We start from the raw sequence: 13,882 nt of genomic DNA on the forward strand, positions 1-13,882 counted from the left end.
AGCTCTCCTGGCCTATGGACTTGTGGATAAGCCATTCTGAGAGTAAGGTGAATGAACTAACAAACCGGGAATAGCTCTTATTTTTCCTGAATTTTGTTCCAGATCCCCGGACCTAGCTAAAGGAATTTATAAAATTAATCTTGGTCTGATCCGAATGCAGATCGATATTGTGAGCACTTCCTAACAAGTTTTTGTTTATTTCGCTTGGATGGATAAACTTATCATGGGCTAATGATTTCAAATCTGAACCCTTTAACACCGATTTGAAGACAAGTTTAGATTTGTTAACCGTCTCAACAGGAGCTTGATTCTGTTTACTATCTACCTCATGGTACTGCGTGGTAGCCTGGTTAAGCTGGCTTTCGTTTTTTGGAGGTTGGTTAACATTTTTAACTTGAATAATAGCGTCATTAAAGTCTTGGTCCCCTCCTCCGTCTAAATCTTCAAATCCAATTTCAGTACCAGATGCTGTTGTAGTAAATTTCGCATGTTGATAATTATCAGGGTTAGCTGAAGGATTACCGGTTTGATAAAAACCACCCACACCATTATCGATAGCAAACTTTATCTGAGTGCCTGCAGCAAACGATCCTAGATCATAGCTGCCACCTTGATTATCTAGCCCTAAATAATTTTTGGTTTGGAAATTGTCTGTTGACCAATAGATTTTATTATCATAACCCGAATCAGAGTTTAGAATATCAACCCGAACATCACTTCCCGATGCAATAAATGCACCATTAACTATCGTGTTTGCTGTCCAACTAGAATCTGCACCTCTAGAATTTGTATTTGACTGAAGCACATAATTAATTCTAGTGTCACTAGTATTGATTTTAGTATTTACCTCATTATCAGCTTTGTTTAAGGAGGCAACAGGAACTACACCTTTACTATTATATAAGCCAAGATATTGCGACAAGCCCTGCAAATTAGTTATAGTAACTGGTGCTGCAGCATTAGGGTTTACGTTATTGTCATCAACCCTTAGTTTAGGGGTTTTTAAAATTGATTTCTGACTAACTGTATTTTTTTGAGAGAGTAGAGCATTATTAATTGTAGCTGCTTTAACGATATCATTCGCGTTGCTGCCAATTAAATTACCCATGGCACATCTCCTTACACTAATACAGGTATAAAAAACGATTAATAGTTTTCTACACAATTATTGTAAGTATAGCCATTGTTTAATTTTTATCCAATACTATCTAAATAAAAGCCAGCCGATTGCTAGCCTTAAGAGAAAATCAAAGCTAATTTCCTAAGAAAAAGACCATATAGAGCTACCTTTATACCCTTATCCTAATATTTTCCGCCACGTAGTCCCGTTTGCACCATCCTCTAACTCAATACCTTGTGTCAATAATTCAGCCCTGATTTGATCGGCGCGAGCCCAGTTTTTTGCTGTTCTTGCTTGAAGTCGCTCGGCAATAAGCCTTTCAATCATTTCTTTGTCATCTTCAGCAAAGCCAGCTTGTAAAAATGAACAGGGCTCTTCTTGTAAAAGGCCCATTAAACCAGCTAAATATTTTAAAGTTGCCGCTAAAACAGTTGAATTATTTTTATTTACCTCATGGCTTAATTGGAATAAAACCGATAAAGCAATTGGAGTATTAAAATCATCATTCATCGCCTGGTTAAATTGATTTATCCAGTGCTCATCTAAGCTATCGTCATTAATCGAAATATCTTTAATCGCTTGATACAATCTCATCAAGCCTTTTTTAGCATTTAATAAATTATCTTCGGAATAATTTAGAGGGCTTCGATAATGACTGCTTAGAAGGAAATAACGCACTACCTCAGGATGATGCACTTTTAAAACATCCTCAATAGTAAAAAAATTACCTAAGGATTTAGCCATTTTTTCATTATTTACTTGTAACATTCCCACATGAAGCCAGTAATTGGCGAAGGGTTTGCAAGTGGCCGCTTCGCTTTGAGCAATTTCATTTTCATGATGTGGAAATTGCAAATCCAAACCGCCACCGTGTATATCGAATTGTTCGCCTAACTCATGCATGGCCATAGCCGAGCACTCAATGTGCCAACCAGGGCGTCCTTCACCCCAAGGTGAGGGCCAACTCGGTTCACCTTCTTTTGCCTTTTTCCATAACACAAAATCTAAAGGGGAACGTTTTTCTTTGACAATTTCAACTCGTGAGCCAGAAACTAAACTTTCGATATCTTTATTCGATAATTTCCCATACTCAGCAAATGAATCTACTTGATAACATACATCTCCATTATCGCTAAGATAGGCATTGCCTTTCTCTATTAAACGCTCAATTAAATGAATAATGGTATGGATATGACCCGTTGCACGGGGCTCTAAATCAGGAGGTAATATATTTAAGGCCTGCGTATCATCATGCATAGCTTTAATAAATTGTGAGGTCAATTCATTAATAGCTACACCACGTTCATTAGCACGAGTAATAATTTTATCGTCAATATCCGTTATATTGCGCACATAGGTCACCTCATAGTTTTGTGAACGCAAGTAGCGAACAATAATATCAAAGCAAACCATAGAGCGCGCATGCCCAAGATGACAACGATCATAGACGGTCACTCCACACACATACATGCCAATTTTTCCAGGCACCAAGGGTTTGAATTCTTCTTTAGTTCTGGTTAAAGAATTATATAAAAATAACATTTTTTCCCCTTAGCTTATTTTGCCCATGTGTCTTTTAAATCGACTATGCGATGAAAAGCCTGTACCTGCTTGTTTTCTATCTTATTAACACAGTAGTAGCCAAGTCGTTCGAATTGAAATACCTCACCCTCTGCTTGTTTTGCCAATGAAGGCTCACAAAACGCTTGTTGAGTTCGCAATGAATCAGTATTTAAGAATTGTAAGAAGTCTTCTTCACGGGCTGGATTGGCATCATTGAATAAGCGATCATATTGATAAATACTCACCGGATAGGCTTGCTCACAAGAGACCCAATGAATCACGCCTTTTATTTTTCTATTCTCAGGATTCTTACCTAAGGTATTTTCGTCATAAGTACAGCGTAATTCAACAATTTCACCTTGATTATTTTTAATTACTTCATGACATTTAATCACATAAGCATGCCGTAACCGCACTTCTGAGCCCGGAGATAGACGGAAATACTTTTTCGGTGGCTCCTCCATAAAATCAGAGCGCTCAATATACAATTCGCGCGAAAAAGGTATCTCACGGCTTTCAGACTCAGGATCTTGCGGATGAAAATTAGCCTTAAGTTGCTCTACCCTTCCCTCAGGATAGTTTTCAATGACCACTTTAATGGGATCTAAAACACACAAGGCTCGTTTGGCAGTTTTATTCAGCTCAGCGCGAATGCACTCTTCTAAAATAGACATATCAATCACAGAGTCACTACGGGATATGCCAATAATCTCACAAAATTGTCTTATTGCTGCCGGCGGATAACCACGTTTACGCATCCCTCTTAATGTAGGCAAGCGAGGATCATCCCAACCTGATACAATATTTTTTTCTACCAACTCCCTGAGTTTACGTTTACTAGTCACTGTATGTGAGAGGTTAAGCCGAGCAAATTCTGTTTGTACTGGCCGCGCAGGTAAAGGCAAATTTTCAATAAGCCAGTCGTATAATGGCCGATGATCTTGAAACTCTAATGTGCACAAAGAATGGGTGATTTTTTCCAATGCATCAGAAATAGGATGCGCATAATCATACATAGGATAAATGCACCATTGATCACCAGTGCGTTGGTGATGTGCATGACGAATTCGATATAAAACTGGATCACGCAAATTGATATTGCCTGATTTCATATCGATTTTAGCGCGAAGGACATGTTTCCCATCTGGAAATTCGCCTTCTTTCATACGCTGAAATAAATCTAAACTCTCCTCCAGAGGTCGATCTCGATAAGGACTTTCACGACCAGGTACTTGTAAAGTCCCGCGATACTCGCGAATTTCCTCCATAGTCAAGCTATCAATATACGCTTTATCTTGCTTAATTAGATAAACAGCAAAATCATAAAGCTCTTGATAATAATCCGAAGAATGGGTCATCTCGCACCATTCAAAACCTAACCAACGCACATCGTCAATAATCGCATTGACATACTCCTCCTCTTCCTTCATTGGATTAGTATCATCAAAACGTAAAAAACATTTTCCTTTAAACTCCTCTGCTAAACCAAAGTTCAAGCAGATAGACTTTGCATGACCAACATGCAAATAACCGTTAGGCTCAGGAGGAAAACGGGTAACTAACGATTGGTGTTTACCACTTTCTAATTCTTCCGTAACTAATTGTCTAATAAAATGTGGGCGTTTCTCAGCTGTTTCTGTCATTTACTTTGTTCCATTCTTATCAATTGCTTGACGCATATCATTAATTAAGCGCCCAGCAGCGTTCATAAAATTATTTTTTTCTGGATAAGCCTCTTCAATTCGGGAAATCAGAGCAGCTCCTACAATAACTCCGTCAGCAAAACGAGCTATAGCCGCAGCCATTTCTGCCGTTTTTATCCCAAAACCCACCATGAGGGGTAAGTGCGTTTGTGCTTTTCTTTGTTGGTACTGGCCCTGTACTAACTCTGTATTCAAAGTATCAGAGCCGGTTACTCCTTTTAAGGAAACATAATAGAGATAACCTTTTGCATACTTAGCAATTAAAGCCATACGTTGTTCAGAGGTAGTGGGTGAGCATAAATAAATTGAATATAAACCATGCTCTTCCCATATTTTGGCAATATCCCCACTTTCCTCAGGGGGAAGATCAACTAAAATAGTGCCATCAACACCCGCCCTTACCGCATCTTGAGCAAAATGAGTATAGCCGTATTGTTCAATGGGATTTAAATAACCCATGATGATAATAGGGGTTTCACTATCTTTTTGACGGAATCGGCTGACCATTTCCAATACGTCTTTAGTACTTATTGAATAACTTAAGGCACGCTCCATTGCCCGTTGAATTACAGGGCCCTCAGCCATAGGATCAGAAAAGGGAATTCCTAATTCAATAATATCAGCTCCAGCCTTCACTAATTCATGCATCAAATCAACCGTAACATCAGGGTGAGGATCTCCTGCTGTAATGTAAGGACTAAGCATTTTTTTATGATGAGCGTTTAAATGTGCTAAAGTTTTATCAATACGATTCATTAAAATTCCTTACAGCATATTTTCGATTAGATTAAAAGGATTACTGTAGGTCGTCTCGTTACTCAACGATTGTTAGAGTAGAGCCTAACCTACTACATTTATAATCAAACCTTAATTCCATCAATTGCAGCCACAGTATGGATATCTTTATCACCACGGCCAGACAAATTCACAATAATAACTTGTTCAGGGGTCATAGTTTTTGCAAGCTGCATAGCATAAGCGATGGCATGGCTAGACTCAAGGGCAGGTATAATTCCCTCCACCCGCGTTAAAGTACGGAAAGCCTCTAAAGCCTCATCATCATTAATTGCCACATAATGAGCTCGGCCAATGTCTTTTAAATAAGCGTGCTCAGGTCCAACTCCTGGATAATCTAAACCCGCTGAAACAGAATGGGTATCTTTAATTTGTCCATTCTCATCACACAATAGATAGGTTCTGTTACCATGTAATACACCGGGTTTTCCAGCAATCAATGACGCTGAATGCTGACCACTATCTAGACCTTTACCACCGGCTTCAACCCCATAAATAGCGACTGATTCGTCATTTAAAAAAGGGTGAAACAAACCTATGGCATTCGAGCCGCCTCCGACACAGGCGATTAGAGCGTCAGGTAGTCGACCCGTTTTTTCTAAACATTGGGCCCTAGCTTCTCGACCAATTATGGTTTGAAAATCCCGTACCATTTGTGGATAGGGATGCGGACCTGCAACAGTGCCAATAATATAAAAAGTATTATCTACATGACTAACCCAATCACGCATCGCCTCATTTAAAGCGTCCTTCAAGGTTCTCGATCCAGAAACAACAGGCACTACCTCAGCCCCAAGCAATTTCATCCTATAAACATTCATTGCTTGACGTTTAATATCGTCGGCGCCCATATACACAACGCATTCCAAGCCTAATTTAGCAGCCACAGTTGCTGAGGCAACCCCGTGCTGCCCTGCACCTGTTTCAGCAATAATTCGAGTTTTCCCCATCCGTTTAGCTAATAGAGCCTGCCCTACGGTATTATTAACTTTATGAGCTCCGGTGTGATTTAAGTCTTCCCGCTTTAAATAGATTTTGGCTCCACCCAAACGCAGGCTTAATTGCTCTGCGTAATATAAAGGATTAGGCCGGCCGACATAATCGCTTAATTCTGCATCTAACTCAGCAATAAAATTGGGATCATTGCGGTATTGTGCATAAGCCTGCGCCAGTTCTTTTAAAGCATGAACAAGGGTATCTGCAACAAACATTCCACCAAAAATACCAAAATGCCCTTGAGCATCAGGAAGTTCTATTTTACTCATGGTTTACATCCCCTAGAGTCTTCATAAAGCGACTCATTTTTATATGATCTTTAATCCCAGGTAAGGATTCGATACCACTGCATACATCAACAGCCCATGGTGAACAGGTTTTAATTGCTTCACCAAGATTGAACTCATTCAAGCCGCCCGCCAAAATAAACGGTTTAGGAGAGGCTTCGGGGATAATTTCCCAATTAAAACAATGCCCACTTCCTCCTCTCATCACCGAGGGAGTATCAAGAAGAAGCGCTTGAGCATGCTGGAATTCTTGCATTGAGCCTAAAATATGCTCTTCATTTTTAGGATGAATAGCTTTGATATAAGGCTTTTTAAACTGCTCACAGAACTCAGCATCCTCATCGCCATGAAATTGCAATAGGTGCAGGGGTAACTCATCAATAAGACGCTTTATAAAATCCGCTTCTGAATTCACACAAACCCCAACAAGGTCTACGAAGGGTGGGATATTGTTTAATAGGATTTTAGCTTGCTCAAGACTCACGCAACGAGTGCTTTTTTCATAAAAAATCAAGCCTAAGGCATCCACTCCTAATTCAATGGCTTTTTGAATATCCTCAGTACGAGTCATCCCGCACATTTTAACTCGAACGCGCAAAATCTATGACTCCCAAAGAAATAAGGGGCCCGGATTGCTTTGCAAAATAGAGAACTCCTTTGGATAAGTTACTTGTACCAGGTATAGACCATAAGAAGGCGCTGTTTCTGCTCCTAATCGTCTATCTTTAGCCTCTAAGACTTCATTTACCCAACTAACAGGATGCTTTCCTGAGCCGATTGCAATCAACACTCCAGCAATATTTCTCACCATATGATGCAAAAAAGCATTAGCAGTAATATCTATCACTATTAAATCACCAATACGTGATACTTCTAAGTGATGAACATTGCGCATCGGTGTATTCGATTGACACTCCACCGAGCGGAAGGATGTAAAATCATTTTCACCGAGTAAGTTTTGTGCCGCTTGGTGCATGAGTCGATGGTCTAATTGTCGATACTGCCAAGTAACATTCGAGCGCAACAATGCAGGACGAATTGCTCCGTTATAAATGACATAGCGATAACGGCGAGCTGTAGCCGAATAACGCGCATGGAATTCCTCTGGAACCTCTTTTCCCCATTTAACACATACATCTTTAGGAAGATAGGAGTTTGCCCCGTGAATCCATGAACGAATAGTTCTCTCTTTTTCACAATCAAAATGAATCACTTGATTTGTAGCATGTACACCCGTATCGGTACGTCCAGCACATACCACTGAAATAGTACAATCAGCTACTCTGGACAAAGCATTTTCAAGCGCTTGTTGTACTGTATGCAAACCCGTTTGCGCCTGCCAACCATGATACTGGCATCCATCGTATTCAACCACTAAGGCAATACGCATCAAATATTCCCGATAAAAGGGTCAATTTATAATACCCTTGTTGTTTTGTCCATAGTCTCGCGAGTGGAAATAGCAAAGAATATCACGTGCTTTTATGATATTTAATCTAGTAGCAAATTGAACTGCTCTTTTGAAAGCCCTCAGAAGTGGATCGATGCTTGTCCATTCTCCTAGGATTAACTTCTAATTACTATATTGTTTGCGCGCTATAAAGGAGCATGACCTGCTACTCTTTTATGACTCTTCAGTATAAATTCTCACTAAGCCGAAAATGAAATTTATATTTCAAATTTTACAAAACTTGTATACAATAAATTTTTTCGTTTATCTTGAACACTATGATTAAAATACTTTCGCTATTTTTGGCTTTGTCTTTTCCAATTATAGTGCATGCTGGCACTATAGATTATAAAAATACTGCCGAATGTCAAACAGCAATGGATAGCTACATTAATGAATCCAATAAACTAGGGTTTACCTTTTGGTAGTTGGTTTATAGGTTTCCAACGCAATCCTGATCGTTCCAGCACTGATTGTATAAACAATAAATGTACCACAACTTTTAGCCATGGGGGTTGTGGTGTCTTAGACTTTGATAAAACACACTTATTATACAATTTAGCCAAGCCAAAACTCGTTGAAGAAATTAAGCGCTTAACACAAAAAACGGCTAGTTTACCTCAATTAAAATTTGAGTTTATTTGTACCCATAATAAAAATGCGCCCGCAATTAAAGCTGGTCAGTGTAAATTAGTCTAAAGCTTAGCCGATTAAATACTGGCATTAGCGTATTTTAAAAGACAACAACTCAATAAACAGCCTTAAGGTTACTTTTTCGTTAAACTATGATAAATAATGTGGCCTTATTGGCAATTTTTTAGGTACGTTCTTACAAGGGTTTAGATGAAAGTGCTTTGGTTATGCTCTTATCATTTCGCACATTGAACTCTATATCTTCTCCCGTTAAAGATGAAATTCGTCTAGAACTCATTAAAGTCCCCAGGGGTATTGCTTGAAATCGTTCCAACTCTCGCGACTGTAAACATGGAATTATTTTAACAAAGCCGATAATAATAGTCTTTGATGCGTCAGACTCGCCCTCTTTGCTTTGCTTCCTGTAAAGGACCGCTTTTAAACCCAGGGCTTCAGCAATTTTTAAAAGCAAGGGCCCCGAGAGGTAATAGGCTCGATGTTTCTCATTTTCATAGTGTGCTACCTCTGCTTGACATAAAGCCATTAAATCCGATTTTTTTGATCTGCTTGAAGATAAAACCTTTGCCTTTAGATCAAATAAAACATGCTGCAGCTCTATGAATTCATCGTCCAATACTGTGGCATGCTCTGATAAAAGCATTACACCACCTTCTTTGAGCAGTGCCATGGCTTGCTGTAAACCCTCTATTTGAGACTTTCTTCCTGGGTAGTGGTGTAGCGCATGATTCAACATTACTACATCGAAGAGTTGAGAGTAATTTTCTGTTTTTTCTTTTAAAAATCCAATAAGATTAAGACCATCATAATAAACAATCTCATTATCTAATTTATTGACAAGGCCGGCCTCTCCACTCCAAAGGCTGCCATCTTCTGCGGGCCCCTTCAAGTCGACTCCAGTTGGTTTAGCTCCTAATTTCTGAGAAACACGAACGGTCAACTGACAATCTCCACAGCCTACATCTAACAATTTGATAGATTGACTTTTTTTTACTTCCGGATTGATCGCATGAATTAATTTAACCAGGTTTTCTGCTTTTTTATCTAAGTACTCCTCATGAGGCATAGGAAATTTTCGTAGATGCTTATGACGATGAAAAACAGCTAAAATTTCGCTCAGATAAAATGCATTTAATAGGTGGAATCTATACATTTTTTAAGCGCATTACAAGGAATCGAAAAGTCCTCATAATCATCCAACTCCTCTTGGCTGAGATTATCAATAGAACGAACTAGCGAAAAAACGTGTTTAATTCTATCCATCATGTCTTCAATAATAGCGTTATGCAACTCTATAAAATTGTATTTTAATGTCTCTCTAAGTTTCTGTTGGCCGTGTTGACTCACAAGCATATTGTGGATATTGAACAGCATAACAACTCAATAATTTGCATTAAATTTACTCTATTTTATCATAAAAATACAATTCAGACAAATTAATACAAAACATGGGCGTGACTTATCTTTAAGCGTGTGATTAGAAGATAATTCGGTCCCGGTTGCTCAGCTTTCAAAATAGTTTAGCAAATTATATACTAAAGATACTAACTTCAATTTACTCGTTACTTATCCTTAATTGACTGGAGTAAATTGTTGGCTTCCTCTTTTTGCTGTTTATTCCCGTGTTCAACCACTTCCTCTAAGGAGTGACGGGCAGACTCGAAATCATCCATGCTGATGTAGGTTTTCGCGAGAGCTAAAAGAGTTTCTAAGGCTTTTTTACTTTTTAGGCGGTCTTTTTTAAGCTCCGTCTCCAGCGCAGACTCTTCTTCGACGTCGCTATTTTGAGGTTTATCTTCTACAAAAAATTGACTAAGGCTTTCATCGACTTCGATTGTTTTCTCTTCTTTCTCATCTTTTGGTAGGTTTACCGAATTAGTTTCTTGAGCGTCTGGAAGAACAAAATCAATACTCTCTTCATTTTTTTCTTCTTCCACTGTTAAAGGCTCTAAAGATGAACTGAGACTATGATGTAAACCAGATTCAAACTCTAAATATTCCTCAGAGGAGTCTGTGCTCTCTTGCGTTAATGAGGTTGACTCAATATCCGTCTTGGGTGTTGCTAATTCCTTGCTAAATTCAATTGGAGATTCTTCTTTTGCTTCTTTCTTAATGGATGTCTCATCTGCTTCACTGGGTTTTTGTTGCACCTGATTAGATTCAAAAGTTAATAGTTCACTATTATTGGCTCCTTCAGCTGCTACAGTGTTCTCTAGGTCTAAATCGGCTGCTTTTGGGCGAGTCTCTTCTTCTAATTTATGTTCCTTACCCGCAAGCTCTTGCCCTACCGGGGGTTCAACAAGCATCAGTTCGGTTTGGGGTGGAGCCTCAGGTTTTTTAACCTTTACAGTTTCAACAACTACTTGACTTGCATTACCTTCCTCTCTTGGTTTTATAAACGGGCTATCCGTATCTAAAGATTGTGTGGTAGGAACACCAGATTTAACGCTATTTGGTTTCCGGTTTTTTAAATACCAATAAGCAAAACCGGCTCCTCCACCGCCAACAAGCAATAATAGAAGAATTGGCCATAGGCTTAGCGAATTTTCAGTATCATTATTAGTTGCTTGACTTGGCAAGCCTTGTCTTTGTTTCACTAATACTTGGATTTGCGATTTAAGCCGCTTAAGTTCTTTATCTCGTTGCTCTACTTGCTTTTGGAGTTTATCGTTTTGTTTTTGCAATAAGCGCAGCTGCTCCATTAATAAAGCATTCGCTTCTCTAACCGATTCAACTGCCGCTGCCGTTAATGAAATTTCTGTTTTAATTGTAGGATCTTGTTCAATATCCTGTGGTTTTGTAGTTTGCACTGGTGCTGGATTAACAGTTAAAGGATTGCCTACCTGTGCTGGGATTAAAGGTAAACTATTGGGCGTAGGTATAGAGGGCACTATAGTTAAATCAGACGGTGTACTAACCGGTTTATTTTGGCTCGCTACATTCTGATTATTACTCAGATAAGGAGGAGTTAAAACATGTTCAATGGGTTGTTTATCATTCCATGCTTTATCATGAGCCATTACCTCTGCTGTTGCTAAATCTGCAGGGACTTTCGCTATATCTGAAGTGGCAGGAATGGTTAAACGAACGCCAACCTTTAAACCATTTAGATTGCCTTTATTGAAGGCCTCAGGATTTGCACCCACAATAGCAAGAACCACTTGTGGCAAAATTACATCAGCAGATTTATACCTTTGGGCAATTTGCCATATGCTGTCATTCGTAACGGTTGGTCCATAACTTGCTTTTTTTCTATTGTCATTACCCATTGCTGGATTATGATTGACTGTAGTGACTACTGTTTTATCAATAACACCTGGCTCATTGCTATGTTTTTGATTATATTTATAATGAGGTGCCCCGCCCTGGATGGTGGATGAGACTAAACGATAGCCAGGAGGGTCGAGCAAGATGGTATAGGCCTTGTATAACTGCCCCTCAGGCCAAGTTAGATCCACGACTAACTCCATATAAGGTTCAGACATTCGCTCCGTTGACTCAACCTTAATTATTTCTTTACCTTGTTCATTTTTTTCAATCTTAAAACTTAACAAAGATAAAACGGCTGCCCGCTCTAAACCAATTTCCTCAAAATTAGCCGGATCAGCCACTCCAACCCTGACATCTTTTAAAGCCACGCTTTTTACATCAACAATTTCTATTTCGGCTAAAAATGGTTGATCTAACGCGGATTTTACCGTCATTTTACCTAGACCCAGTCCATAAATAGAAGAAATGGGTGTCATTAAGGCCAGTAAAGCAGCATTTAGAAGAGTTTTTTTCAATCAGAACTCCGCGCCATAAGAGGGATTAATTATATGAGTAAATTCTTGATAAAAAATAACATTATCTGATGTTCTATTCAATAAAATCAATCACCACAAATGTATAAAGCTTAAATATGAACAACATTGAAGCAAAGCTTATTTTATTGGCGCAAATTTCATAGAAAGGGCAATTTTTCTTTTGAACTTTTCTTGCTTTAGCTTAACCACTAATTCATAATCTTCGCCGATTTAAAGGAGAAGATATGCCTGCATCGTTAATACGTGGAAATGAAGTTGCCACTCTTAAAAAAGAAGAACTAAAACAACGAGTGCAAAGGCATACGAAACAAGGGCATAGAGCTCCGGGCTTAGCCGTGGTTTTAGTAGGTAAGGATCCCGCATCATCTATTTATGTAAATAATAAGCGTAAATCTTGTGAAGAGGTAGGCATTAAATCGTTTTCTTATGATTTACCTGAAAGTAGTAGCCAAGAGGAGTTACTTAATTTAATTACCTCATTAAATCATGCTAATGATGTCGATGGAATTCTAATCCAACTCCCCTTACCTTCTCATATTACTACTAGCGATATCATCGAACATTTAAATCCCCAAAAAGATGTTGATGGTTTCCATCCCTACAACCTCGGGCGATTAGCACAAAGAAATCCACTCTTACGCCCCTGCACTCCTTTAGGGATAATGAATTTATTAATCCATTATCAACTTGATGTGCGAGGCAAACATGCTGTTGTAGTCGGCGCTTCCAATATCGTAGGGCGTCCTCTTAGTCTAGAGCTATTGTTAGCCGGGGCTACAGTGACTATCTGCCACCGTTTTACTAAGAATTTACAGCAATTTGTGGAAAGCGCAGATATAGTTATTGTAGCAACCGGCATAATAGACGTAGTTTCTGCCGATTGGCTTCAGCCTCATCAAATTCTTATTGATGTTGGAATCCATCGTCTTGCAAATGGTTCGATCCGTGGTGATGTTGATTTTAATAAGGCAAAAGATAAAGTATCCTGGATAAGTCCCGTCCCTGGTGGTGTGGGCCCTATGACCATAGTGTCCTTGTTGGAGAATACTTTAAGAGCAGCAGGCGTAGCTGAGATGACCTATTAATCCTCACGAACACGTGAAGATTATTTATCAAGCTCATCCCAATCGAATTCCCCATTCAACTCATCAAAATCGTCTTTAAACTCATCTTTCAATCGTTTGCGTTCAAGACGCTCATCAAGCAAGCGTTTTATTCTTTTCTTTTGATCTAACTCCTCAACATCGTCAACATCATCGTATTTAGAATCGGAAAAGGAATAATCATCTAAATCTTCGTGTAAGGACATAATACCCTCCATTATTGCACCCCTCACAGAAAGTATAGTGCACAATTAGATTTAAAGCAGAACTTACACAATTATCCTATCTAATTTACTCATGTTACGCACGGTCAATTTTAAGCTGCCATATTTTTAAGCTCCTGCCAAGCAATCTGGTTCGCTCTAAGAATCAATTTGTACTTAATAGCAAAGTGATTTAAATGAGTTT

Annotated in this window: 12 protein-coding genes; 1 reads left to right on the plus strand and 11 read right to left on the minus strand. The window is 38.9% G+C overall.

What is annotated here, in order from left to right; genetic code table 11:
• Positions 1-112: 112 nt before the first annotated feature.
• From ELY15_RS09360 to ELY15_RS09405, 10 genes are all read right to left on the minus strand, one after another.
• The gene (locus ELY15_RS09360) at positions 113-1,108 is read right to left on the minus strand and encodes a DUF4114 domain-containing protein (protein WP_127099407.1); all 996 of its coding nucleotides are present in this window, start codon (positions 1,106-1,108) and stop codon (positions 113-115) included.
• 189 nt (positions 1,109-1,297) lie between these two features.
• Positions 1,298-2,662 (minus strand): cysteine--tRNA ligase, encoded by a 1,365-nt coding sequence (gene cysS, locus ELY15_RS09365; protein WP_127099408.1) that lies wholly within the window; start codon positions 2,660-2,662, stop codon positions 1,298-1,300.
• Positions 2,663-2,676: 14 nt separating this feature from the next.
• On the minus strand, positions 2,677-4,326 hold the full coding sequence (locus ELY15_RS09370) for a glutamine--tRNA ligase/YqeY domain fusion protein (protein ID WP_127099409.1): 1,650 nt from the start codon (positions 4,324-4,326) through the stop codon (positions 2,677-2,679).
• On the minus strand, positions 4,327-5,142 hold the full coding sequence (gene trpA, locus ELY15_RS09375; RefSeq protein WP_127099410.1) for a tryptophan synthase subunit alpha: 816 nt from the start codon (positions 5,140-5,142) through the stop codon (positions 4,327-4,329).
• A 104-nt stretch (positions 5,143-5,246) separates the two neighbouring features.
• Positions 5,247-6,446 (minus strand): tryptophan synthase subunit beta, encoded by a 1,200-nt coding sequence (trpB, locus tag ELY15_RS09380; RefSeq protein ID WP_127099411.1) that lies wholly within the window; start codon positions 6,444-6,446, stop codon positions 5,247-5,249.
• A complete protein-coding gene (locus ELY15_RS09385) occupies positions 6,439-7,065 on the minus strand; it encodes a phosphoribosylanthranilate isomerase (RefSeq protein ID WP_255411084.1) in 627 nt (208 codons plus the stop codon). The genes trpB and ELY15_RS09385 overlap by 8 nt, the downstream gene beginning before the upstream one ends.
• Positions 7,066-7,854 carry a tRNA pseudouridine(38-40) synthase TruA gene (truA, locus tag ELY15_RS09390; protein WP_127099412.1) on the minus strand — a complete coding sequence of 263 codons (789 nt, stop codon included), beginning with the start codon at positions 7,852-7,854 and terminating at the stop codon, positions 7,066-7,068.
• Between the two features lie 889 nt (positions 7,855-8,743).
• Positions 8,744-9,718, minus strand: coding sequence for a bifunctional 2-polyprenyl-6-hydroxyphenol methylase/3-demethylubiquinol 3-O-methyltransferase UbiG (locus ELY15_RS09395; protein ID WP_127099413.1), 975 nt, complete (start codon positions 9,716-9,718; stop codon positions 8,744-8,746).
• On the minus strand, positions 9,697-9,939 hold the full coding sequence (locus tag ELY15_RS09400) for a hypothetical protein (protein WP_127099414.1): 243 nt from the start codon (positions 9,937-9,939) through the stop codon (positions 9,697-9,699). The genes ELY15_RS09395 and ELY15_RS09400 overlap by 22 nt, the downstream gene beginning before the upstream one ends.
• Positions 9,940-10,127: 188 nt before the next feature.
• Positions 10,128-12,350 carry a FimV/HubP family polar landmark protein gene (locus ELY15_RS09405; protein ID WP_127099415.1) on the minus strand — a complete coding sequence of 741 codons (2,223 nt, stop codon included), beginning with the start codon at positions 12,348-12,350 and terminating at the stop codon, positions 10,128-10,130.
• Positions 12,351-12,595: 245 nt separating this feature from the next.
• On the opposite strand from ELY15_RS09405, the gene folD reads away from it, so the two are divergent.
• Positions 12,596-13,456: a bifunctional methylenetetrahydrofolate dehydrogenase/methenyltetrahydrofolate cyclohydrolase FolD gene (folD, locus tag ELY15_RS09410; RefSeq protein ID WP_127099416.1), complete on the plus strand. Its 861-nt coding sequence runs from the start codon at positions 12,596-12,598 to the stop codon at positions 13,454-13,456.
• A 20-nt stretch (positions 13,457-13,476) separates the two neighbouring features.
• Here folD and ELY15_RS09415 read toward each other — a convergent pair whose 3' ends face one another.
• Positions 13,477-13,680 carry a hypothetical protein gene (locus tag ELY15_RS09415; RefSeq protein WP_127099417.1) on the minus strand — a complete coding sequence of 68 codons (204 nt, stop codon included), beginning with the start codon at positions 13,678-13,680 and terminating at the stop codon, positions 13,477-13,479.
• Positions 13,681-13,882: the final 202 nt, after the last annotated feature.

The sequence above is a fragment of the Legionella sp. km772 genome (genome assembly GCF_003989735.1).
Taxonomy (GTDB): Bacteria; Pseudomonadota; Gammaproteobacteria; order Legionellales; family Legionellaceae; genus Legionella.